Annotated in this window: 24 protein-coding genes; 20 read left to right on the top strand and 4 right to left on the bottom strand. The window is 64.1% G+C overall.

Going from position 1 to position 23,421, the window contains the following annotated elements; translation table 11 throughout:
• Positions 1–31: 31 nt before the first annotated feature.
• The 13 genes from ACZK3W_RS04380 to ACZK3W_RS04320 are packed head-to-tail and all read left to right on the top strand — an operon-like array spanning position 32 to position 15,267.
• A complete protein-coding gene (locus ACZK3W_RS04380) occupies positions 32–430 on the top strand; it encodes a virion core protein, T7 gp14 family (protein ID WP_049397861.1) in 399 nt (132 codons plus the stop codon).
• A gap of 3 nt (positions 431–433) precedes the next feature.
• The gene (locus ACZK3W_RS04375) at positions 434–2,608 is read left to right on the top strand and encodes a hypothetical protein (RefSeq protein WP_414498423.1); all 2,175 of its coding nucleotides are present in this window, start codon (positions 434–436) and stop codon (positions 2,606–2,608) included.
• Between the two features lie 6 nt (positions 2,609–2,614).
• On the top strand, positions 2,615–5,779 hold the full coding sequence (locus ACZK3W_RS04370) for a hypothetical protein (RefSeq protein WP_478450505.1): 3,165 nt from the start codon (positions 2,615–2,617) through the stop codon (positions 5,777–5,779).
• Between the two features lie 39 nt (positions 5,780–5,818).
• Positions 5,819–8,356 carry a phage tail fiber domain-containing protein gene (locus ACZK3W_RS04365; protein ID WP_478450504.1) on the top strand — a complete coding sequence of 846 codons (2,538 nt, stop codon included), beginning with the start codon at positions 5,819–5,821 and terminating at the stop codon, positions 8,354–8,356.
• Between the two features lie 25 nt (positions 8,357–8,381).
• Positions 8,382–11,174 (top strand): tail fiber domain-containing protein, encoded by a 2,793-nt coding sequence (locus ACZK3W_RS04360; RefSeq protein WP_197586328.1) that lies wholly within the window; start codon positions 8,382–8,384, stop codon positions 11,172–11,174.
• Positions 11,174–11,659 (top strand): hypothetical protein, encoded by a 486-nt coding sequence (locus ACZK3W_RS04355; RefSeq protein ID WP_134734697.1) that lies wholly within the window; start codon positions 11,174–11,176, stop codon positions 11,657–11,659. Before ACZK3W_RS04360 ends, ACZK3W_RS04355 begins: the two co-directional genes overlap by 1 nt.
• Before the next feature lie 26 nt (positions 11,660–11,685).
• Complete coding sequence (locus ACZK3W_RS04350) at positions 11,686–11,955, top strand: phage holin family protein (protein WP_005412393.1); 270 nt, start codon at positions 11,686–11,688, stop codon at positions 11,953–11,955.
• A 17-nt stretch (positions 11,956–11,972) separates the two neighbouring features.
• Positions 11,973–12,197 (top strand): hypothetical protein, encoded by a 225-nt coding sequence (locus ACZK3W_RS04345; protein WP_005412392.1) that lies wholly within the window; start codon positions 11,973–11,975, stop codon positions 12,195–12,197.
• An 8-nt stretch (positions 12,198–12,205) separates the two neighbouring features.
• Positions 12,206–13,870: a phage terminase large subunit gene (terL, locus tag ACZK3W_RS04340; protein ID WP_245152067.1), complete on the top strand. Its 1,665-nt coding sequence runs from the start codon at positions 12,206–12,208 to the stop codon at positions 13,868–13,870.
• A gap of 8 nt (positions 13,871–13,878) precedes the next feature.
• Complete coding sequence (locus tag ACZK3W_RS04335) at positions 13,879–14,070, top strand: LPXTG cell wall anchor domain-containing protein (protein ID WP_049434054.1); 192 nt, start codon at positions 13,879–13,881, stop codon at positions 14,068–14,070.
• The gene (locus ACZK3W_RS04330) at positions 14,067–14,513 is read left to right on the top strand and encodes a lysozyme (protein WP_134734695.1); all 447 of its coding nucleotides are present in this window, start codon (positions 14,067–14,069) and stop codon (positions 14,511–14,513) included. Before ACZK3W_RS04335 ends, ACZK3W_RS04330 begins: the two co-directional genes overlap by 4 nt.
• Positions 14,510–14,818, top strand: coding sequence for a hypothetical protein (locus ACZK3W_RS04325; RefSeq protein ID WP_197586332.1), 309 nt, complete (start codon positions 14,510–14,512; stop codon positions 14,816–14,818). The genes ACZK3W_RS04330 and ACZK3W_RS04325 overlap by 4 nt, the downstream gene beginning before the upstream one ends.
• On the top strand, positions 14,815–15,267 hold the full coding sequence (locus ACZK3W_RS04320; RefSeq protein ID WP_134734693.1) for a hypothetical protein: 453 nt from the start codon (positions 14,815–14,817) through the stop codon (positions 15,265–15,267). Before ACZK3W_RS04325 ends, ACZK3W_RS04320 begins: the two co-directional genes overlap by 4 nt.
• Positions 15,268–15,288: 21 nt before the next feature.
• Here the strand turns inward: ACZK3W_RS04320 and ACZK3W_RS04315 are convergent, their stop codons facing one another.
• Positions 15,289–15,675 (bottom strand): response regulator, encoded by a 387-nt coding sequence (locus tag ACZK3W_RS04315; RefSeq protein ID WP_049397870.1) that lies wholly within the window; start codon positions 15,673–15,675, stop codon positions 15,289–15,291.
• Positions 15,676–17,630: 1,955 nt separating this feature from the next.
• On the opposite strand from ACZK3W_RS04315, the gene ACZK3W_RS04310 reads away from it, so the two are divergent.
• Positions 17,631–17,792 carry a hypothetical protein gene (locus tag ACZK3W_RS04310; protein WP_155029018.1) on the top strand — a complete coding sequence of 54 codons (162 nt, stop codon included), beginning with the start codon at positions 17,631–17,633 and terminating at the stop codon, positions 17,790–17,792.
• A 68-nt stretch (positions 17,793–17,860) separates the two neighbouring features.
• Complete coding sequence (locus ACZK3W_RS04305) at positions 17,861–18,031, top strand: hypothetical protein (RefSeq protein ID WP_004154558.1); 171 nt, start codon at positions 17,861–17,863, stop codon at positions 18,029–18,031.
• Positions 18,032–18,231: 200 nt separating this feature from the next.
• Here ACZK3W_RS04305 and ACZK3W_RS04300 read toward each other — a convergent pair whose 3' ends face one another.
• The gene (locus ACZK3W_RS04300; RefSeq protein ID WP_414498416.1) at positions 18,232–18,687 is read right to left on the bottom strand and encodes a hypothetical protein; all 456 of its coding nucleotides are present in this window, start codon (positions 18,685–18,687) and stop codon (positions 18,232–18,234) included.
• 184 nt (positions 18,688–18,871) lie between these two features.
• Between ACZK3W_RS04300 and ACZK3W_RS04295 the strand changes: the two genes are divergently transcribed.
• Both ACZK3W_RS04295 and ACZK3W_RS04290 read left to right on the top strand, forming a co-directional pair.
• Complete coding sequence (locus ACZK3W_RS04295) at positions 18,872–19,132, top strand: hypothetical protein (RefSeq protein ID WP_109337026.1); 261 nt, start codon at positions 18,872–18,874, stop codon at positions 19,130–19,132.
• A gap of 64 nt (positions 19,133–19,196) precedes the next feature.
• The gene (locus tag ACZK3W_RS04290; RefSeq protein WP_414498415.1) at positions 19,197–19,664 is read left to right on the top strand and encodes a hypothetical protein; all 468 of its coding nucleotides are present in this window, start codon (positions 19,197–19,199) and stop codon (positions 19,662–19,664) included.
• Here the strand turns inward: ACZK3W_RS04290 and ACZK3W_RS04285 are convergent.
• Both ACZK3W_RS04285 and ACZK3W_RS04280 read right to left on the bottom strand, forming a co-directional pair.
• Positions 19,661–20,428, bottom strand: a complete 768-nt coding sequence (locus ACZK3W_RS04285) for a TIR domain-containing protein (RefSeq protein WP_172872176.1) — start codon at positions 20,426–20,428, stop codon at positions 19,661–19,663. The two genes, ACZK3W_RS04290 and ACZK3W_RS04285, sit on opposite strands and share 4 nt — an antisense overlap.
• A 164-nt stretch (positions 20,429–20,592) precedes the next feature.
• Positions 20,593–20,949 (bottom strand): hypothetical protein, encoded by a 357-nt coding sequence (locus ACZK3W_RS04280; RefSeq protein WP_478450503.1) that lies wholly within the window; start codon positions 20,947–20,949, stop codon positions 20,593–20,595.
• Positions 20,950–21,018: 69 nt separating this feature from the next.
• On the opposite strand from ACZK3W_RS04280, the gene ACZK3W_RS04275 reads away from it, so the two are divergent.
• The 3 genes from ACZK3W_RS04275 (at position 21,019) to ACZK3W_RS04265 (ending at position 23,406) form a co-directional block, all read left to right on the top strand.
• Entirely contained in the window at positions 21,019–21,147 is a 129-nt protein-coding gene (locus ACZK3W_RS04275) for a hypothetical protein (protein ID WP_414498413.1), read from the top strand.
• A 576-nt stretch (positions 21,148–21,723) separates the two neighbouring features.
• Positions 21,724–22,095, top strand: a complete 372-nt coding sequence (locus ACZK3W_RS04270) for a helix-turn-helix domain-containing protein (RefSeq protein WP_109337022.1) — start codon at positions 21,724–21,726, stop codon at positions 22,093–22,095.
• A 66-nt stretch (positions 22,096–22,161) separates the two neighbouring features.
• Positions 22,162–23,406: a tyrosine-type recombinase/integrase gene (locus ACZK3W_RS04265; RefSeq protein ID WP_478450502.1), complete on the top strand. Its 1,245-nt coding sequence runs from the start codon at positions 22,162–22,164 to the stop codon at positions 23,404–23,406.
• The last annotated feature ends 15 nt before the right edge of the window (positions 23,407–23,421 follow it).

Below are 23,421 nucleotides of genomic sequence, written 5' to 3'. Positions count from 1 at the left end.
AGTCCAGGTCGGTATCGCCGCAGTCAGCGCGATGGCGACCATGTACGGCCAGAATCAGAACAACAAGGCCATCGAGGAAGCCGCGGAGCGTCAGCAGGAGCAGATCAACGACCAGGCCGCCGAGCGCACCCAACAGCGCATGGAGGAGGCCCGCGCACTGCGATCCGCGATGCGCGCCTCCGCAGCAGAAGCGGCAGTGTCCGGCAACTCGGTCGAGCTGCTGGCGAACGACATCATGGCCCAGGCTGGCCGTGACGTGGCCCTCATCGAGAAGAACCGCAGGAACGGAGTCGTCGAAAGCGGCTCCGAAGCACGCGCACGTATCCGCACCGGCAATGCCGAGGCGCTGGGCGGCGTGATGCAGTCAGGTGCGAACGCCTACAGCAACATCCAAACCTACAAGCGCTATTCCATTCCCGGAGACGAGTAACCCGTGGCTCGCACGAAACCCCAAGAGATCATCCGCCGCGCGCAGGTGCCGCAGCGTCTCGCCGAGCGCCCCGTTCTGGCGGTGCAGGCTGACCAGGCGTCCTCCGCTGGTGCCGGTGCCCTCTCTCGCACCGCCGCTGCGGTGCTGACGCGCGTCTCGGATTCCGTCAACTCGCAGATGATCTCCAACAGCCGCGAGGAGTACAGCGCCGCGGCGACCCAACGTATGCAGGAGGACGCCGAGGGTACGCCCCGGCAGGCCGAGGACTTCGTTGCCCAGCAGTCGGAGTCATGGCGTCGCGGCTACCTCAAGGCTGACGGCATCATCCGCGTCCGCGACTGGCAGATCGAAGCGGCCAAGGAGATCGCCAAGGCCGAACCCGGCACCGACATCGAGCCGCTCATCAAGGAGCGGATGGCGGCGCTGACGCAGAACCCCGAGTTCCAAGACCCGCAGGTCCGCAAGGCCCTGATGCCGGTCGCCATGCGCGCCGCGCAGCAGGTCCGCCAGCAGTGGCAGGCCGACTCGATGCGGGAAATGCTGGTCCGGCAGAAGGAGTCGCTGACCGCGATCATCCGCGACGGCATCAAGGGCGGCACGTTCCTCACCTCCGAGGGCATGAACGGCCTGTACGCGATGCTGGATCAGGAGGAGTACGCCTACCTCAACAAGCGCGACGTGGACGAACTCTACGTCGAGGCCGCCAAGGAGGAGCTGGCTGCGGGCAACCGCGATCCTCAGTCGATCCTGGCGTTCCTGGAGCAGGACCGCGGCGACGGCCAGCCCGGCTTGATGAACACCGAGCACGGCGACGAGCTGCGCGCGGCGGCTGCCGCTGGTGCCCGCGTAATCGCGCACCGCGAGGACGAGGCACGCAAGCAGGCGATGGCCGAGGCCGAGTGGACGCTCCAGGGCCTCGCGGATCGCGGCCAGCTCACGCACAAGACCATCGACACCTGGGCCAGCAAGTTCGGCCTGAGCGGCGGCGACCTCCAGTCCTTCAAGCGCTACTGGAACAACCAGCAGGAGCAGACGCTTCGCCGCTGGGAGCAGGAAGCGAAGGAGCGCGCCCGAGAGGAGCGCATCCGCAAGCTGGTAGCCGGGGGCAATCCCTACGAGATCAGCGACGCCGACCTCAAGAAGCAGGCCGGTAAGGAGTGGGAGGAAACCCCGCAGGCCGCACGCGGCCAGGTGCTCCAGAAGTGGGCACGGCAGGGTATCGTCATCCCTCAGCTCGAACGCATCCTCAAGCGCGCCGACCCGGCGTTCCAGGAGAACTTCCAGAACGCCGCGACGCTGTACGAACAGCTGCGCAAGGTCTCGCCCAAGTACGCCGATACGGTCGCTGGCGGCGAGGCTGCCGCAATGCTGGACCAGTATCTCTACGACACCCGGCGCAGCGGTCAGTCGCACCAGGAGGCCGCTCGCGTCCTGACGCAACCGAAGCGCGAAGTCGAGGAGGCCCGCTCGGTCATCAACGACACCTGGAAGTCCGGCATCAAGGACTACCTGGAGATCGACGGCAAGCCGCGCGACCCGCGTGAGCTGCACCGCATCCGCCAGGAAGCCGAGCGCATAGCCTCTCGTGGCGGCGTGTCCGGCGAAGCCGCCATCCGTGCAGCGGTCGGTCAGATCGACGCCCAGCGCACGACCGTCAACGGCCGCCGCGTGCCGAACATCGGCATGCCGCAGGGTGCCGAGCCAGCGGTAGACGAGCTGATCCAGACGGTCGCGCGCAAGCTCGGCCGCGACCCGGATGAGCTGTCGGCCCTGCCCAATCCCCGCAATCCTGGGCAGTGGCAGATCGTCGGCCCCGACAACTGGCTGATCCCTGACCCTGACACCGGCCGCGCCATCGGTTTCGACCCGCGTGCCATCGCGGCACAGCACCAGCGCTGGAAGGGAGACCTTGCGGAATCCCAGGCGCGTCGTCGGGTCGAGCAGCGCACCACCTGGGCGGATCAGTCCCGGAACATCCGCGACCTGCGCTCGCAGTCGGCGACAACGGAAGTCCCCGCGACCATCGCCAAGCGCGACGCCAGCGCCGCCGAGGCCGCCGCTTTCGAGCTGCCCAAGTTCGACCTCACCAAGCCGCTGGTCCCCAACGCGGGCACCAAGCAAACCACCACCACCCCGGCAGTCCCCGAGGACTTCCTGGAGTACCTGACGAGGAAGTAAGACCGCATGTTTGAATCCCTACCCGGCGCAGACGAGAACATCGTCAAGCCGGCAACCCAGCAGCCCATCGTGCAAGCCGTGCGCGAGCGCAAGGAGCAGCGAGAGGCCGCGCAGCGCCGGAAGGATCAGACGACCGTATGGGACGGATGGGGCGCTGCCCAGGCAAAGGGCGGCATCGGCTTCATCGACCGCTTCATCACCGAGCTGGGCTACGAGCCGCAGCAGGGCTATCGCATTCCCGCAGACGCGCGCAAGCGTTGGGAGTCGATGGGCCTGCGCCCGGAGCAGTGGGAGCTGTTCGGCCGGGCCACGTCCGACGAGCACCTCTCCTATCTGGAATCCGTGGCCTTCATGAATCAGATGGCGGACGACGACCTGGCGCAGTTTGGCCTGGGCGGACAGATCGCCCTCCGCTTCACCGACCCGGTGGCAACCGGCCTCGATCTCGCCACGGGCGGCCTGGGGTACGCAGCCAAGGCCGGACGCCTCGCCAACGCGGTGCGCTCCGGTCTACAGGCCGCGGGCACCTCCGCGCTGATGTCGGCCGCAACCTCCACCTACGACCCCGAGCAGACGCTCGCGGATGGCGTGCAGAGCGCCGCCCTGTCGTTCGCGTTCGGTGGTGCCCTCGGCGCTCGCCGGGGTGCCCTGTTCGATGGCGAGGTCAAGCCTGACGTGGCGAAGCGGCTGGCTGGTGACGACTCGCTGTCGGCCGCCCGCGTTGCTGGCACCGCCACCACCGACCCGACGCCCGGCGTCTTCCCGCTGCGCAACGAGACCGCATTCGAGCAGGAGTTCACCGACAAGGCGCTGGTCAACGCGCACATCACGCCCCACTTCGCCACCGTCCGCCGCGATCTTGCTGCCCGCATGGGTAGCGCCAAGTCGCCGCTGGTGCGTGAGGCGGGCCGTCTGCTGTTCCGCGATGGCGTCGGGTACACCGATCGCTCCGTCGCGGTCCAGGAGTCCACCAGCGAGTTCGCCAAGCGCCACCTGGCCGTCATGGAGACGGAATGGCGGAGCGGAGTGAACGCCGCGTGGGACGCCTACAAGCAGCGGACGGGCACGCATTGGTGGAACTTCTCCGAGCGCGCCAAGTTCAACGAGGAGGTCGGCCGTGCCGTGCGCGGCGCGCCGGACGTGTCACCGGAAGCCGCCAAGGCTGCCGGAAGCGTCGCCAAGGCGATGCGGGATGCGCTCAAGCTGGCGCAGGACAGCAACCTCGACGGCTTCGCCAACGTGGCGCAGAACGGCAACTACCTGCCGCGCTACTGGAGCGGCAAGGGCTTCAAGCGCCTGTTCGGCGAGATGCAGCTCCACCAGGACGACGTGATCGACCAGCTCATCAAGCCCGCCATGCGTCGCGCATGGGAGGCCGCCGCCGACGAAGGCGACGAGATCGACGACGAGCTGCTCGGTGCGGTTGCACGCTCCTACCTCAAGCGCGCTCAGGCGAACTTCGAGGGCGACGGGATGGACGTGCTGGTCCGCCCGCTGGACAGCGATTCGGTCGAGGAGATCGGCAACATGCTGACCGAGGCGGGCGTCTCGCCCGTGCGGTCGCAAGAGCTGCTGTCCAAGCTGGAGCGCAAGACCTACGAGTCGGGCAAGCTCGACCGCGCGAAGAAGCGCATCGACCTCGACGAGACCTACTCCACCACCATCCGCAACGAGGCAGGCGAGGACGTGCAGGTCTCGATGGCCGACCTGTTCGACAACGACGTGGACTCGGTGATGACCCGCTACATGCGCGAGATCACCGGCTGGTCGGCGCTGTCGTCGAAGGCTGGCATCAAGAACCGAGCACAGCTGGACCGCTTCGTGTCGAAGCTCAAGAGCGACGCCCGCAAGTCCGGCGACGACGTGAAGGACATCGAGCGCCTGATCGACATCGGCCTCAAGTCCACCTTCGGCCGCAGTACCGAACTTGATCCCGCCAGCCGTGGCGCACGCTACACGCGGTTCCTGCGCAACTGGAACTTCGCCCGCGTGATGAACCAGGTCGGCTTCTCGCTGTTCGCCGAGCTTGGCCCGACCATCGCGCATGCCGGTCTCCGCAACTTCTGGAACTCCGTGGGTGCCGCCCGCGACTTCCTGGTGCGCGGCGCTGACGGCAAGCTGTCCTCGCAGGAGGCGCGCGTGATGGAGCGGCTGTTCGCACCCGGCACCGACTGGCTGCGCAACCCGCCGTTCCTGCGCCTGGACGAGGACGCGCTCGTGCCGCAGACGTTCAACGTCAAGCACGGCGAGAAGATCGACAACGCGATGAACATGGCGACGCACGTCACCTCGGTCGCATCCGGCATGGCCCCGATCAACACGATGCTCCAACGCATCGCCGGTCGCGCCACGCTGCTGCGTCTGCTGGACATGGCGAACGCCAAGAATCTGTCGGACGCCGAAGTGGCCCGCCTGCGCACCTGGGGCCTCGACGAGAAGGCCCAGGCCGACGTGTTCGGCTACCTCAAAGGCAAGCGGCAGATCGAGCAGATCGACCCGGACAAGCTGCCGTTCCAGACGCGCGAGCGCATGGCGGCATTCCTGTTCCGCGTGACGCGACACCAGGTTCTCGAAGGCGACGCCTCGGACAGCATCGAGCTTATGCACTCCACCACCGGCCGCATCGTCACGCAGTTCCGCAGCTTCATGGTCAACAGCTACACCCGCCACTTCCTCAACTCGGTCCACCACTACGACGACTGGCGCACCTACGCGATGGTCGTGCTGTCCACCTCGGCAGCAGGGATGGGCTGGGCGGCTCGCACGTACATCAACACTGCGGGCAACCCCGAGCAGCGGAAGAAGCAGCTGACGCAGGCGAACTTCTACAAGAACGCTGTCGCGCAATCGAGCTGGTCGAACGTCATTCCCGCCGTCACCGACGCAGTATGGGCGGACGCCCTGGGCAACGACCCGGTGTTCGCCAACAACCGCTCGACCGGCCTGGAGAACGGCGTGATGGGCATCCCGTCCATCGACCTGTTCAACAAGGTCTACGGCAGCACGCGGATGATCGGTTCGGCCATCCGCGACGATGAGGAGATCACCGAGAAGCAGATGCGCGACTTCTGGAAGATTTGGTGGTTCAACAACATGACGGGCGTCCGCAACATCGCGGATCAAGCCCTACAGCAGTTCCCCGACCGCAAGGACGGGACTGATCGACCGTAACCAGGAGGCCCTTCGGGGCCTCCACCTTTTTGAGGACGCATGATCGAACTATCGCGCGGCCTTTCCTTCGTGCTCTACACCTACGAGGGAGGCCCTACGCGGTTCACCGTGCCGTTCCCGTACATCGCCCGCGAGCACATCCGGGCGTTCGTCGGTGAACCGGACGCGGCCCGCGCTGTCTCCGTGTCGTGGGTGGACGCCAGCACCATCGAGATTCCGTCGCAGGATGGCGTGCTCGACGCACCCTACACTGTGACCATCCGGCGATTCACGCCGATTGACGCCCTCCTGGTCAACTACAAGGAAGGCGCAAACCTCCCGGCGCGCGACTTGTCCAAGTCGTTCCGCCAACTGCTGTACGCACACCAAGAACTCGCCGAGTTCGGTGGCGGTAGCGGCCTCCCCGGAGGCGGCCCCGGCAACCCCGGTGGCAACCCGGACCTCAACGCAATTATCGAGCAGCTCCTCCGCTCGCCAGCACTGCAAGACCTGCTGACCCGCATCGACCTCATCGACGTAAACGCCGAGGCGATCCTGGAGGAGATCATGCGCTCGCACGAGTTCTTCGACGTGCAGCGCGACTACGGCGACAAGATCAGCACGGCCACCCATGAGATCGGGCTGCTGACCGAAGGCAACAAGGTCATCGCGCAGCAGATCATCGACCTGTTCGCCCGGGTGGACTACGGCGAGCAGAGTAACCAGGCACGGTTCCTGGAGGTCAATCGCGCAATCGCCGACGAGCACTCTGCGCGCGTCGAGGCGATCACCGAGCTGCAAGGCCAGGTGGTCGAGAACGGCAAGACGATCTCCGCTGCACTCAACCAGCGCATTGACGAGGTGGAGAGCACCACCGAAGCGGCGCGTGCGGCCACCGAGCAGCGCCTCGGCGCAGAGATCGAGGACAGCGCGGCGCAGGTCCGCACCGCAGTCATGGCCGAGGTTGACGCAACCAAGGCCCGCGTGTCTGACGTTGAGACGGCTGTGGTTCGCCACGGCGAGAACATCGCGGGCCTGGCCGAGACCACGGAAGCCCTGACGGACGCCGAGGGTGCCAACACGGCATTCCGGCAGCAGATGGCGGCGAGCTACGGCGCGAACGTGCCGCAGGGGATCGCCAACGAGATCGACGGCCAGGTGTCGGCTGTTTCGGCTGCCTTCGAGCAGCGCATCGACACCGAAGCGTCCGCACGCGAAGCCCTGGCGTCCCAGGTGTCCACGCTGGAGACCAGCACCGCGCCGACGATCTTCTCGGGCGCACAGCCCTCCCCGCCCGCTGGCGGCTTCAAGGTTCCGACCTTTTGGGTCAAGACCGGGCAGACCGGCGCGTACCTGACGCAGATTTGGGATGGCACCGGCTGGCGCAAGGCCGACCTGGATGTCACCTCTCCGACCGGCGCGCTGGTGCGGCAGCTCAACACCACCAAGATCACCGCCGAGCAGGCACAGGCCATCGCGGCCACGCAGGTCCAGGCGTTCAAGGACGGCGACTTCGCCACCATCCGGCAGGAGTTCAATGTGGTCGCCGGGCAGCACTCCGGCATGTACGGTCAGTGGCAGGCCAACTACTCGGTCAAGATCAACGCGGGCACCATCAACGGCGTCCCCGTGGTCGCCGGTATCGCCCTCTCCGCGAACCCGCAGACCGGCAGCGACTTCATCGTGACCGCAGATCGCTTTGCCTTCGTCCACCCGCAGTACACCTCGGGCGGCACCCTGGCGAGCATCAAGTATCCGTTCGTGATCGGTACGGTCGGCGGCCAGTCCACCGTGGGTATCCAGGGTGCGCTGGTGGTGGACGGGACGATCACTGCGGACAAGATCAGGGTGAACTCCCTGGCCGCGCTCACGGCGAACGCAGGCACGATCAACGGCGGCACGTTCAAGACCCACACTCTCGACGGCAACGGCAACATCGTCAACGCTGCCGAGTTCCGTGTGGAAATCTCCAACCTCGGCGACTGGCCCCTGTGGGTCGGCTCCGGCGCGAAGAACGCCAACAACGCGGTGTTCTACGTGGACCGCAACGGCGGCGCGTTCTTCCGAGGACGCGTCAATGCTCCCAACATCGTGGGGCAGTTCCAGTCGGCGACCGGCGTGTGGTGGACCGGGGCAACGAGCCTCTGCTACCAGGCGGGCAACAACTTCATCCCGCTCGGCGATTGGGTGGCGATCCACGAGTTCTGGCTTGGCGCTCCGGTGCTGGCTGGCGAGGGTCATACGCCCTCCGTGTCGGTGACCGTGACCGCGAACACGCGCGTCTACGGGCTGCACGTCATCTTGGAGGAGCTGCGCGACTCCGTGTGGGTCGTCATCGCCTCGCACGAGCCGCCGATGTACCGCGCGTTGATTCAGCAGATGGGCGGCGACGGCAACACCTTCACCGCGTCCAACTTCTACACCTACGAGCAGTCAGTGACGCTTTCGGCGTCCGGTGCATGGACAGGCGGTGCCCGCGCATTCCGCGTGCGGTGTCGCGCATCCAGCCCGCCTCCGCAGGTCCACGGCTACGACGCCCCGGCCTACCCGAACTACCTCATCACGTCGATTGGCGGCTTCGCCTTCGGCATCCGATAACCCTCAGAGAGAACCAAAGCACCGCATGAGCACTACCCCCGGCTACGTCTCCAACGCCGAGCTGGCCTCGCGCCTCTCAACGTTGGTAGACCGCTGGAACCGGCGCGAGAATCAGATGATCGCGCTGCTGACTCAGGAGGAAGGCACCGTCGTCGTGACGGACGGCCTGGGCAACAACCACACCCTCCCCTCGTTCCCGCAGCTCCAGAAGGACGTGGCCGGGCTGACCGACGAGCTGACCGGCTCGGTCGTGCAGGTGCGCGACCTGGTGTCCGTGGCAACCGGCATGGCGAACGCCGCGCAGGCATCCGCAGATGACGCCTCCGGCTTCGCCGACGCTGCCGAAGCATCCGCCGTGCGCGCTGCGGAATCCGCCGCGAGCATCGACGACGACGTGCAGGCCACCGCCGACGCGGCAACCTTCGCTGCTGCCAAGGCGGCCGAGGCTGCCGACAGCGCCGCCGAGGCGGCAAGCTCCGCGCTGGACGCCGCTGCTTCGGCAACGGCCTCGGCCACCTCGGCGCTGGCTTCGGCTGGCTCCGCAAGCCAGGCGGGCACGTCGGCCACCGCAGCGGGTCAGGCGCGTTCCGACGCGCAGGCAGCGGCGACTGCTGCCGCAACGTCACGGGATCAGGCGCAGACCATCCTGGGCTATGCGACCGACGCGGCCGACCGCGCGGAAGCTGACGCCACCGCTGCCGCAGCATCGGCTGCCGCGGCCGCCGACAGCGCGACCGCCGCAGCGACCTCGGTCACCCAGGCGACCACCCAGGCCAACCGGGCAGAAGCCCAGGCGTCCGCCGCGGCGACCAAGGCTGGCGAGGCTGCTGGCTCGGCGACCACCGCAGCCAGTCATGCCTCCGCTGCGTCCGGCTCGGCGTCGGCCGCCTCGACCTCGGCGCAGACCGCATCGTCGGCCAAGGCCGCTGCTGAGGCTGCCCGCGACAAGGCGAACCTGTACGCGAACGCTCCCCAGGGCACCGAGGTCTCGCCGGGCGAGTTCTCGGCGAAGCATTGGGCCGCCCAGGCGCAGGCTGCCGTCACCGGCTCGCTGGTCTACATGGGATCGTGGGATGCCAGCACGGGCGCATTCCCGGCCAATCCGGTGAAGGGTCACTTCTACAAGGTGGTCGGCGAAGGCACCGTGGGCGAGATCCACTGGCGCGTCGGTGACCAGGCGCTCTACGGGGCCACCTGGGAGAAGATCGACAACACCGATCAGGTCACCAGCGTCGCCGGAAAGCAGGGCGACGTGGCCCTTGTGGCTGGCGACATCGGCGGCCTGGGCGCGCTGGCGACCCGCAACGACGTGGACTTCAACACGCACGTCACCGGCAAGCCGACGACCTACCCGCCGAGCACCCACACGCACACCAAGGCGCAGGTCGGCCTCGACAAGGTGGACAACACCGCCGACCTCGACAAGCCGATCAGCACCGCGACGCAGGCGGCGCTCGACGGCAAGGCGGCGGCGGCGCACGCGCACACCATCGCCAACGTGACCGGCCTCCAGTCCGCGCTCGACGGTAAAGCGGCGTCATCCCACTCGCACACCATCGCAAACGTAACCGGGCTGCAAGCGGCGCTCGACGGGAAGTCGGCAATCGGCCACACGCATACCGCCGCTGAGATCGCCAACGTCGTCAACGTGTCCGACGATCAGTCCATCGGTGGCGTCAAGACGTTCACCTCCGGGCAGATTCGCGCGCAGGGATTTGGCGGCGAGGCCGCGTCCGGCGTCATGTACCTGGGGTCGCTGGATCGCTACGTCTACGTGCCGCCAGCTGCGAACTCGCTGGAGTTCCGATTCGGCGATGGCACGGGCGGCGTCGCATCCCTCAACGCTGGCGGCACCGTCTGGACCTCGGCGAACTTCAACCCGGCAGGGAAGGCTGATTCCGGTCACACGCACACCATCGCCAACGTCAGCGGCCTACAGTCCGCACTGGACGGCAAGGCGAGCCTGGGCGGTGCAACCTTCACCGGACAGGTCACTCTGGCCTACGCCGCTCCTCTGCGGTTGACCGGCATGGGTGCAGCGGGAACCGCGTACATCCACGGAACGAACGGCGCTGGCGATGACGTGTGCTCGATCACCCGCGTGAACACGAACAGCTGGTACAACCTGTACTGGAACGGCGCTGCGAATATCGCGGGCCGCCTGACGGCTGGCGATCAGATTTACCTCAACGCGGGCTGGTTCCGCTCCCAGCAATCCGGCACCGGCTGGTACTCGGAGCCGCATGGCGGCGGCATCTTCATGCAGGACAACAGCTGGGTGCGCACCTACGGCGGCAAGGGATTCCTGGTCAACGGCGCGAACATGCGCATCGAGTCCACCTCGCCGACCATCGAGTTCTACGACACGGACCACGGCTCGACCCATTGGATTCACTGCAACGAGAACAACCTCGGATTCCTCGCGAACAACAACTTCGCGTGGGCCTGCTTCCGCAACGCCAACAACGACTGGCAGTGCCAGAGCAACAGCATTTCCTACGCATCCGACGCGCGCCTCAAGCAGAACATCGCGCCAATCCCTCGCTCCGCGGTGGACGCCTTCTTCTCGAAGTTCCGTGTGCGGGAGTTCGATTGGAACGATGAGCAGATCAAGGAGCTGAACCCTGGCTTCACCTACTCGGCAAAGCACGAGTACGGCGCAATCGCGCAGGAGGTCGAGGAGGTTTTGCCATACATGGTCTACGAGTCCGAGCACAACGGGATCAAGACGATCCTGTGGGACAAGGCCGTGCCGTTCCTTATCGCCGAGGTGCAGGCGCTCCGCAAGGAAGTCGCCGAGCTGCGGGGAGGTGCCTAATGGCCCTCCCCGGCTCCGGCCCGATCTCTTGGGAAATGATCCGCGCCGAGTTTGGCGGCGGGTATCCGATCTACGCGAACCAGTATTACCGAGGCGCTGGATTGGTGCCCGACGTTCCGGCCAATTACGGCGTACCCACGAGCGGGCCGATCTATGCCTCGCAGTTCTACAACGCGGTCAAGGCGACACCGTTCCAAGCGTCCCTGTCGCCGAGCTGGCTGATGGGTAGCTGGCCGCAGAACACCAGCGGCTCGATCAGCAAGTCTTTCACCGTCAGCTGCTCGGGCGGCACCGGGAACTACTCCGTTGTCTCCCGCTCCGTCACTGGCGGCGCAACGATCTCCGGCAGCGGCCTCGGTGGCACTGTGAGTGCCTCGGGACGAAACACCACCCGCATGGGTCAGTTCACTGTCGTCGTCACCGATGGCGTCACGCAGATCACTCTGACCGGCAACTACGAGTACAGCTTCGGCGTTCCGATCTAACGCCCTCACCACCTACAAGAGACCTAATGCACGATGAAGTGAAGCTGGTCGGCGCTCTCGCGGGCGTCGGCCTCATCGTGGGCATCGCAAAGATGCTCACGTCGAACGACCCGATCACCTGGAAGCAGGCGCTCGGCCGCGCAATCCTCTCCGGCGCTACCGGCCTGGCCGCTGGTGCCATCGTCATTTTCATCCCCGGCGTCTCCTTCGTCGCCCAGGTCGCCCTCGCGTGCATCCTGGCGTCGCTCGGCACGTCCGCGCTGGAGACCGTACTGAACCGCGTCGTCAACAAGTGACTGCCCCCAAGGATGCCTTGGAGCGACTGCACGCCGCAGTCGCGGACAAGCTCGCCGACACCATCGACTCGATGGAGTCGGACGCGAAGGGCCTGGCCTCGATCCTCAACGTGGCCCGGCAGTTTCTCAAGGACAACGGCATCGACGTTGCGGCCACGCCGCCCGGCTCACCGCTGGGCAAGCTGGCCGACAAGGTGTCCGAGTTCCCGTTCGATCCCGCTGAGGATGGGCGGCTGAACTGATGGAGGGCATGACGAGCCTCCACGTTCGTCACCCTTTCGAGGACTTCCGCAACTTCGCCTGGTACGTCTGGAAGGAGCTGGGGCTACCAAGCCCCACTCCGATCCAGTACGACATCTGCGAGTTCCTGAAAACTGGCCCGCGCCGTCGCGTCATCATGGCGTACCGCGGCGTCGGCAAGTCCTGGGTGACGGCCGCCTACGTCTGCTGGCTCCTCTGGAAAGACCCCCAGCACAAGATCATGGTGGTCTCGGCATCGAAGGAACGCGCCGATGCGTTCTCGGTGTTCGTCAAGCGCCTGATCGAAACCCTGCCTGAGCTGCAACACCTGCGCCCGCGTCCCGACCAGCGCAACTCGAACCTGGCGTTCGATGTCGGCCCCGCGCAGCCCGACCAGTCGCCCTCGGTGAAGTCGGTCGGTATCAACGGCCAGCTCACCGGCTCCCGCGCCGACACCATCATCGCGGACGACATCGAAGTCCCGAAGAACTCCATGACCGTCGTGCAGCGCGAGAAGCTCGCCGAGCTGGTCAAGGAGTTCGATGCGGTGCTCAAGCCGGGCGGCGAGATCATCTACCTCGGCACTCCGCAGACCGAGGAGTCGCTCTACAACAAGCTGCCCGAGCGCGGCTACGTCATCCGCATTTGGCCTGCGCGCTATCCGAAGGACACCAAGCACCGCCAGGTGTACGGCGACCGGCTCGCGCCGATGATCGCCGATGCGTTCGACGCGAACCCCAAGCTCGCCTGGAAGAACTGCGAGAGCGTCCGCTTCTCCGATGAGGACTTGATGGAGCGCGAGGCGTCCTACGGACGCTCCGGCTTCATGCTCCAGTTCATGCTCGATGCGTCGCTGTCCGACGCCGAGAAGTACCCGCTCAAGCTGTCCGACCTGATCGTGATGGACGTGGACCGCGAGGTCGCTCCGATTCGCGTGGTCTACAGCAGCGGCCCGGAGTACATCGTCAGCGACATCCCGTCCGTGGGCTTCACTGGCGACCGCCTGTACCGGCCCATGTACCTCGCCTCGGGAATGGAGGAGTTCACCGGCAAGGTGCTCGCCATCGACCCCTCGGGCCGAGGCGGCGACGAAACCGGCTACGCGGTCGTCGGCATGCTTCGCGGCATGCTCTACGCGCGTCGTGCTGGTGCGACCAAGGGTGGCTACGACGACGACACGCTGGAGACCCTGGCGCACATCGCGCGCGCCGAGAAGGTCTCCGCAGTCCTCATCGAGGCCAACTTCGGCGACGGCATGTTCGCCAAGATGCTCTCCGGCGTCCTGGCGCGCGTGTACCCGTGCTCCATCGAGGAGGTGAAGCACTATGGCACCTCGAAGGAGAATCGAATCATCGACGTACTGGAGCCGGTGCTGAACCAGCATCGCCTGGTGGTTGATGCCTCGATCATCCGCGCCGATCAGAAGTCCGAACAGAAGTACCAGCTGTTCTACCAGCTGACGCGCATCACGCGCGACCGCGGCGCACTGCGCCACGACGACCGCCTCGAAGCGCTGGCGATGGCCGTGAAGTATTGGGCCGACCAGCTCTCCCGAGACGTGTCCAAGGAGGAGCAGCGCTACCTGGAGGAGCTGCTCGACCGCGAGTACGCCTCCTTCATCCAGTCCGTGACCGGCCGCACGCCGTCACCCGACAACTACCTCGACATCCTGTAGGAGACCCAATGTCCAACACGCTCGCTGCGTGGCTGATGGCGCTCGCCGCCGCTGCCCTGCTGTACCTGTTCCTGCGCCGCAAGAACGACGACGACAACGACGGCCCGAGCGCACCCGCGCCGGTAACGCCGTGCGACTGCAACCACGCTCCCTGCTGCCACACCCAGGGCGGCCAGTCGAACCCCTACGCCCCGGTGTGAGCCAGGCTGTCCAGCTCGCGCGCCCTCTGACGATGAAGTCGGAGGGTCTGCGCCTGGTGGCCTACCTGTGCCCCGCAGACAAGTGGACCATCGGCTACGGCCACACCGGCAGTGATGTGAAGCCCGGCCTCCGCATCACCGAGGAACGCGCCGTGGATCTGCTGGATGCTGACCTCTCCAAGGCCGCTACGGTCGTCCGTCGATACGTTCGCGTGCCCCTCAGCGCGCCGCAGGAAGCCGCTCTGATCGACTTCGTGTTCAACCTTGGCGAGGGCAACTTCGCCAGCTCCACTCTGCTCCGCGTGCTCAACGCGGGCGACTACGCGGCGGTGCCCGCACAGCTCCGCCGATGGACCAAGGGTCGCGTCAGGGGCGTGCTGACGGACCTGCCCGGCCTCATCGACCGCCGCGAGGCGGAAGTCAAACTCTGGAACTCCAAGTGACCATCAAGACCATCTACAACCGCGCCAGCGAGCGCCTGGTGCGCGCCTACGAGCGCGCTAAGGGGTACGCAGCGCTGCGCATTGCCCTCGCCTCGCAGTGGCTCCTGGAGCGCCTGCGCGAGACCTCCCGTCGCACCTACACCGGCTGGCTGTTCGTCGCCGTGTTCCTGGCGCTGCCCTACGTCGTCCTCGGCGGCCTGTGGGAGCACTTGCGGAATGCCGCGGAACGCCTGTGGGATGACGTGAACGACATCGAGTGGGCCGCGTTCACCCCGAGCTACTGGCGGGAGCACATCAAGCAGTGACCACTCTGGCCTTTGACGGCCGGCTCGTTGCTATCGACTCGCAGGTCACCGCTGGTGATCTGCGGTACGAGGAGGAGAAGTTCTACCGCACCACCGACACCACCGGGCGCGACCTGGTGGTGTTCGGCGCGGGCACCACTTCCCACATCCAGCGAGCCGTGCGCGCGCTGTCGGAGGGATTCGACGAACTGACCAAGGGCGAGTACACGATCCTCGTGGTCGGCCTGCGGGACAACCCGGTGGCCTTCTACCACGACGGTCTCCCTCTCGACCTCCGGAGCGACTTCCTCGTCGCCGGTAGTGGTGGTGCGATTGCCCTGGCCGCCATGAAGGCAGGCTACAACGCGACCGAAGCAGTCCTCATGGCCTGCTCGACGGACCTCTACAGCGGTCCACCGGTGCAGACCTACGACACTTTCAACAAGCGCTTCCTTAGAAAACGGACATGACTTAACGGCGCAAGGATGCGCCTAAACTGGAATCCCCATCTGACGCGTCCGTTCCAAGGCCCCCATGAGATCGTTTATGCGATACGGCTTTTGAAGAAAGGTAGCCCATTGGTGAATGGTGGGCAGTTGAGGATTGGGAAGCCCCGTGGCAAACATGTAGGGTATTCGATTCGACAAGAGACAGTCAGCGACCGACATGGAGCCACCATCCTCGATATGAATATCTAAGATTGCCGCGTGGAACACTTTTGCCGCCAGTTGGTCTAAAGCTTGCGCGGAGGAAGCAACAACCTCGACCTCATAGCCGAAATTCACCAGGATTTCCTGCAACATCTCTGACAGGTCGGGGTCATCTTCTAAGACCAGTAGCGACCCCAAGCAACCCTTACCGTTTACCCGCGAAGCCATCTGACACCTCCCATGCGTAGCGGCCCGTACCCTATAACTATTGAAGGGGAATATCGCGCTGATGATTTGCAGCGTCCTGAACTGTTCAGCTAGAGAGTCAAGTCGTCTTCCTTGAACCACCACATTACAGCCAAGGCGACGAACCATACGATCAAGGGTATTCCGACAAGGAACTGGAGTAACAGGTCTCTCATGTACTCGCATCCCGCCGACTCAGTAAGCGCGGAATCAAGGATACGCACCTGCTGCTCCACAACGCTTGGGGCGGTGTTATCGTCGTTAATAAGTCCGCGGCTTCTTTCCGCCACGGCGTCCGCATCTCGCATCTTTACATGTTGATACAGAGCCGGTACTCCCACAAGGATTACACAAGCCAGCGTGATCGAAGCCGCGAACCGGGTGAGGATGCTATTGAGCGATGCCATGTGGTCTTGATGAGCTGTCTAGGGCAAACGCCAAGTCTACCGGACCACACAGACCGTCATCTCCTAGGGGGCTTGACAGAGCTGTTATCATTAGATAGACCTAAGTATTACTATAGTGGGACTGTAGAGTTCTATTCATTGGTATTCACCACCAAGTAGAACTACAGTCCTCCTATGCACTCCTGGGGTGTTCCTCTGTCCGCCTTGGGTGCCACTGCGGCGGAACTCCCATGCACCGACTTCTCCTGATCCTGCTCATCGCGGGCGTCACGCCCATCAACCCGCTCCTGGCGATCCTCGCGTACAACCGAGGGATGACCTGGGCCGTACCTGTGTGCGCCCTATGGGGACTTGGGTCGCTCGCCTGGTTCGCTGTCGTGGCGACGCGGAAACGCTCCGGTGTGACTGAGGCTCCATCCTCGCGCGACTGAGGGGGTCGAAAGGTTTGCGGCAAATTTCCGAAGGGGTATCCAACTACTTGGAACCGCGCGATCACCCCCCGTAGGGGGTCGCCCCCTGTAGCGCAAAGGCACGATGCGCCCCCTTCGCGTCACCTGCGGCGTCACCACCTCGGCTAACCTGCTGATTCCAAAGGTGAACCACCGGATTAGGTATCCAGTGCCTAGGCAATCCCATGCGATACCTGGGCAACCTGCGGACATCCGCGCTCAAACGTTCGCGCCTCTGTCTGTCCCTATCTGTCTTTTTGCCCCGACCGCCACGCGCCCACCTCGGCACCACCTCGGCACCACCTCGGCACCACCTCGGCACACCTGCCGACCACCTCGGCACACCTGCCGACCACCTCGGCGCACCCTACCCCAGCCTATGCCCACCTGCCGCCCACCACGGCCAGCCAATGCGCCGCCACGGCCCACGCAAGGCCCGCCACGGGCATCCCTACCGCCCCGCCTATAGAAGCCCCCCACGCGCGCGCTAGGCGCTCCCTGCGACCATCCAAAAATCGTTGCCATCGGGGTATTGACAGCCATGCGGGGATTGATCTAATCTATACCCGTCGCCAGCAACACGGCGGCAGCGGAAAAGGCGGCGACAGACGTGCGACCGATGGATCGACAGCACCTAGAGCTTATCCCGCCAGCACTGAGGACTAGCCCCAAAGGCCCCTGAGCGCACCGCAGGTAACGTCCGGCTCAACCATCCCACTACCGGGATTGATTGACAAACCGGGAGCAAACGGGCATAATGCCCACCATCGAACAACGGCCGCAGGGTGCGGTCGGGACAGTAGGAAAGGGGCAGGCAGGAGCGCCGCCCACGGCAGAACGCGGGGAGCTGGGAACACTAGCCGCGCCGGGAAGTGTAAGGGCCGATGAAGGCCGCCACGGATACCGGGTCACCGCCAGAAAGAGCGGGGCCATATGTACGGGATTCCTAGGCGTGCTGGAGGCGCTCCCGGAAGCTGGCGACGGTCAGATTCCATGCCTTACAAGCATGAGTCTGACCGCCAAAGCGTCCCTACCGTTGTGATGGGGCGTTTTGGTGGTCCGATTCACTGGAGAGCAACCCATGACGATGATCCCGTTTGATATGACCGCCCGCGACTACTACGTGGCCGGTTGCATCCGCCGCGGCATCCGCGAGCACCGCGCCCGACTCAACGAGCGGGAGCGCCAGGCGAACAAGAACCGCACCCAAGTTGCGCCTTGTCCATCCCCCGTTGTCATCTGATCCCCTTTCGTCAACCCGGTTTTCCACACCCCGCCGACGTGTGACGGCGGGTCTTTTTTGGAGCTACCATGAGCACCAATGGACCACTGGAGGACTTGCAAGTGCGCAAGCTCACCGCTGAGATTCGCAAGATCAACCGCGAGAGCGACAAGCTGATGATGGAGACCCGGTGGTATCCACTGGTGGTCGCCACGGCCTTTGTGGCTGGCATCGTGACGCTGACTAAGCTGTTTCTATAAGCCGATTAGGCGAGTGCGCTAAAAGTCAAAGCCCCGGCACTTTAATGCCAGGGCTTTGAGGTGATACTCTAACAACCGGATATGGGGGTTATGTGCCATATCTGCATCCTCCTTGCAGCTCAATCCCTGCTGCCTGGGTCAGGCTCCGCACCTGAGTGAATGGCGGTCCGGGTCACTCCACATGGCTCGGGCCGCCGCTTTTACCTCTTAAGACTCCATCCTTCCTTCCGGCTCGGGACGAAGCGGGCATCCTTTGACAGAAGCGCCGAGACTGTAAGCAACTTGTTGGCCCCGCCAACCTCAATGCCGGCTTGCTGCAACTCCTGCAAGAGCTCGGATGTTTTCATAGGGAAGCCGACTGCCAGAAGCTCGGCACAGAAGTCAGTGATCTTCTCCTTTTGCGTCTTACCTTCCGTAACAATTAGGGACGCGGATAGTTTTGGCAGTGGCGGAAGTGGCGGAAGCGGGAGGGGGCCGGCCTCGGGAGCCTTAGACGGGTTGGGGGCTTGGAGATAGCCCAGATCCTCCGTCACCTTCAAGAGCATGTGGAGCTTGTTAGCTCTGCTCTCCAGTTCCCTACGGCGGAAGTCCATATCCGTCAGTTGCTTGCGAATGCTTGCAAGTTCCTGCTGGGCTTTGGTCACGAGATCGTTCATGGAGCAAATCATACACGGCAGCGCGCGATTTCATAGGCGCTCAGAACCGCTATTTATCTATCATTCATATAGGCTAGATAGAACATTAGGCTATTGCTTAGGTCTCGCTACACATCCCCCTAGCTCTCGCTACATATGGGAAGGGGCAGACGCACGGATCGCCGACTGAAGAAAGGACCGCGCTATGAGCAACGATGACGAACTGGCTGTTCCGCCCGGCGACAAGGTGGTCAACTTGGGCGACCGATCGGTCTCCTATGGTCCCCGTCAAGACTTCAATGGAAGCGTCGAGCCTTGCGCACCGATGGCCGCGCAGTTTTGGGGCGTCTACCGCTGGGCCGGTAAGGACCGCTGGTGGTGGATTGCCGACGTGGCCGACGAGGCTACCGCCCGCGCAGTGGCCGCCGCCTACCTACTGAACGTCAAGCCCGATTGGGCGCACTGACCGACAACCACCGCTGATCCCGAGGCCCGCCTAGTGCGGGCCTTCGCATTTCTGGAGGACTCACATGGCACGCAAACCTGCCGCACTGCTGACCCGCGAAGAACTGATGGCGATGCTGACCGCGTTCGTCAATCAGCGACCCGGCTTCGACCCGTGCAACTACGGCGACGCATCGAGCTACCGCAGCGACCAGCGCACCGCCCAGAGGCAGCGCAGCGACGCACTGGAAATGCTGGCCGCGATTGGCTGGCGCGAGTCGATCACCGCGCACGACATCCGCAAGGCGCTGCAAGGTTCCGGGCGGCTGCAACTCCGCGACGACGGCCGCTTGGACTACTGCACCGGCCAGTATTGGCCGACCGAGTTCCGCGCTGGCGTCTGCCGCGTGCTCTCGCAACTGCTCTGGGATTACTGGCGCGAGAACGCACCGACCGAGCTGCGCGAGCGGCAGGACCGGATCTGGGGCAATCACATCCGCGCAACCGCGCGCCGCGAGCTGGGCCGCGGTGTGGCGCAGCGCTGGTTCCGCTAGTTCTTTCGTTGCATGAGCCCAGTGAGCCTGGCAATCAAGCCTTCCCGCAATTCACGCTGGTTCTTGAAGAAGATCACGGGGTAGTCCTTCAAATCAAACTCAAGATGAGTACCGTCGCGCGCAATGTAGATAGGCAGCTTTCCTTTTCCAAGAGCGTATCCAGCCTCGTAGAACACGTTTGGCCGTGCGTTGGTCAGATCGGCCACTATGTATTCTGATTCTCGAATCCCCTCTAAGATTCTGTCAGTGATGCGCTCATTGGATTGCTGTTCGTCGATCCTATAGGCAGTCAGCCCGCATGCGCTGGCAGCTTGCTGAATACTCTCCAATACGTCGACTAGGGCGTGGTCGCTCGGATTAATCGGCATGGCGATAAAGAGCTGACCCTGTTTCACAGCTTCTGCGGAACTCGAGGCCGCAGCCGCTTTGTCTGCGGATGCGGTCGCAGCGGTCGTATCAGGCTCCGCTTCAAACACGCCAATTGCCTTATCGAGTGCATCGACGATGAGCGGGGCTGGCGAACGGCCATAGGGCGGATTGAAGAGCAGATCGAAGGGATCTTGGTTCCTTGCGATCAGCCCTCCGACTGCGGGGGGTGGAGTGATTGTCATGGAGAAATAGCAATTCGCCTCCGCAAGCAGTTTCTTAATGCGTGGAATTTTGCGATTGAGCGATGACCGATGCGTTTCCTCACCGCTCTGCAAATAGGACTTAAGGATGCCCTTGAACTCGTCTAGTTCTTGTATCCGCGCATCAGTTTGCATCGGTGTCCCCTGTGTTTATCTAATGACTGTGGCAGCCCCCGATTGTCGCGCAGTGCGGCCGCAGAAGCGAGAGATCAGCCGAGGGGCTACGCCGATAGATGAGAAGACAGAAGCCTTCGGCTACGACCATACGGCGTCCGCATTAGGTGAAGAAGCGCCCAAAACTATCGCTGTTCCGCATCCGCTGAGTTCAGACCTGTCGGTAGTCCCAGCGGAACAGTAAAGGCAACCCGACTTACGCTCGTCGAGCTGTCGGATGACTCGTTCCGTTTGCCCAGCGCAATACCCACGACAACCACCCCCACCCCTTCCTTACTCGCGCTGTTTTCCTGTGCCGTGATCGCCACGTCGAACGAGACATCCTGGACCTCAGAAGGTTTGTAGTTGGTTCCAAAGCCTGGAGTTTCTTTTCGGTAGTAGGGGTTCACGTTGCCCCCAAGCCCCACGACCTGCTTCTGCGCAGCGTGCACGCCCTCCACGATCTGTACCAGCGTCCCCGCAATGAAGTCCTTCAGTTCCATCTTCTCGCTCCGGATGAGGTCACCTGATCTTAGCTGTCCGGGGTGCCTTCAACCCACAAGGAATCCATCATGAAAATCATCATCGTCAACCTGGCCTTCCGCGCACACCAGATCGGCCCGTTCCTCGTCATCCGTGAGGAGGTCGAAGTCCTGACCGCGCGCGCCCGCGAGCAGCCCGACGAGAGCGCGGAATCATGAACAATTCACTGTCGGATGTGGGATCAATCTCATTGCTGGTACGTGATTTCTACGGTCGACCGCTGGTCCTCGGCCGCAGCACCATAGACGGTGGGTGGTCGCTGTCCGCCACCCCCGCCGCCTAACGGCAGGAGCAGTCTCAGCCCATGAGAGACTGGAGAAAGAGAATGACATCCGCCGCGGTGCGAGCCGGGCAAGCGATGTTCTATGTCGCGGTGATTGGGGCACTCGTGACGATTGGGGTAATGCTTGTCCTGCCCGCGTTAAGTAGTTGATTAATGAAATATTTTGTGGAGCGCAGCCGGGGACTTGGCGGCGTCATAGCGGAGCCGTTGCCGGGGGACAGGACAGCCCTCGTGGGCGGAAGAAGTGCCTGGACCTGTACGTGAACGCATTCGGATATGAAATCGACCTCGACCTGTGCCCCGCCCCTTGGCAGAGGGGTTTCTGGATCGACAAAATCGGCAAAAACGCCATCAACATCGGCCTCGGGGTTGTAATCCTTACGCTGCGTTGTCAAGATAGAACTTGATGGCTCCCTAGTGGGAACCATCCCCCTTTGGAAATTGAGAAGCCATGAATCTCTCGCAGAAAGAACTGACGGTCATCCTGACCACCGCATTGTCAGCATTTCGAGAGGAGATCGACGAGGACATTACGGCCACCCGTATCCTGACCCTGCTCGCCGTCGTGGATGAGCCAGGGATTCAACAGGTGGACCTGGAGCGAGTGCTCGGCGGACTCTCTCCATCGGCTGTGAGCCGGAACGTGCTCGACCTGTCGCAGATCAAGCGGAACCGTGAGCCTGGCCCTGACTTCTTGGAGCAGCGTCCTGATCCCGCTTATCGCAAGCGCAACCTCATCTTCCCAACGACCAAGGCACTTCATTGGCTGACCACTCTCGCGGAGAGGGTAAGCAGGAAGATGGCGGCCAAGTTCGCCGCGTAAGACCAACAGCAGCAGTATTGCCCGAGGCCCGCCTAGTGCGGGCCTTTTCTTTTTCTGGAGATACACATGGCCCTTCGCCTCAAAGGGACCGCGCCCAAGCCGGGTGCGCCCGATAAGCGCTACTACATGCTCGACGTGCAGGAGGGATACCGGCGCGTGCGCTTGTCCACCGGCACCCGCGACCGCGTGGCAGCCGAGCGCAAGGAGCAGGCAGTCCTCGACGCCCTGCGCGACGACCCCGAGATTGCAGAGGACGCGCTGCGGGAGCTGATTAGGGGCAAGTCCCGGTCGGTGCAGATGGCCGTGGCAAAGGCCAAGGTCCGCCAGCGCACCCTCAAGGACGCGATGGACGAAGCGCTGGACGACCGCAACTTTTGGGGCAAGCTCCGATCCATCGACACCGTGCGTACCAACTGCAAGGTGGTCCAGAGCTACCTGGGCGAGGAAACGCCCATCAACGACATCACGCAGGCCGCGGTCAACGACATGGCCCAGCGCATGCTCGCCGACAAGGCGGCTCCCGCCACGGTGAACCGCAAGATGCAGTGCCTCCTCGCCCTGTTGAAACGCGAGAGGAAGGCCGGCCGATTCTTGGGAGAGCTGCCCGAGTACAGCTTGGCAGACGAGCGGGACAACGCACGCACGTTCGTCCTGAACGTCGAGGACGAGGAAATGATCCTGGCGCGGCTGCTGGAGTGGGACACGCTGCCGAACGGCCCTGCCGGAGGGCACCCACGGGTGCGCGACGGGGCGGACTACCGCGACCTGTTCGTGTGCCTCGCTGACCTGGGCTGCCGCATGAGTCAGGCCATCGGCATCCGGTGGTCCGAAGTAGTCGAGCAGGGCCGAAGGCTCCACGTCCGCTTCTGGCGGCACGCTACGCTCAAGAAGGGGCGTCCCCGCACCCTACCCTGCACCGCCCGCGTCGCCGAGGTTCTACAGCGGCGCAAGGACGCCCTGGCGGCCACCTCGGACGGCCCCTTCACCATGCTCAATCGCACGCGCGCCGACCGACTGTGGCAATGGGCCATCAAGGGGACACATCTCGCTTCCGAGAGGGAGTGCGTGCCGCATGCGCTCCGCCATACCTGCGCCACCAGGCTGCTGCTGGCGACCGGCAACATCAAGCTCGTGCAGGAGTGGCTCGGCCACCGCGACATCCAGACCACCTCAGCGGTCTACGCGAAGGTACTGGCCGAGCAATCGCTCCAGGGCATGTCTGCGCTGGAGCAGTTCCGCCTCCCCGCCGCCTCGAACGGAACAGGTGACGTTCCGAGACAGGGATCAATTGCCAAAGCGGGAATCCAATAGCACAACTGACCGTCG

The organism is Stenotrophomonas sp. 80084_Sma, from assembly GCF_056481995.1.
Note: the sequence above shows the minus strand (reverse complement) of the source record. Positions and strands in the feature narration are given on the sequence as shown.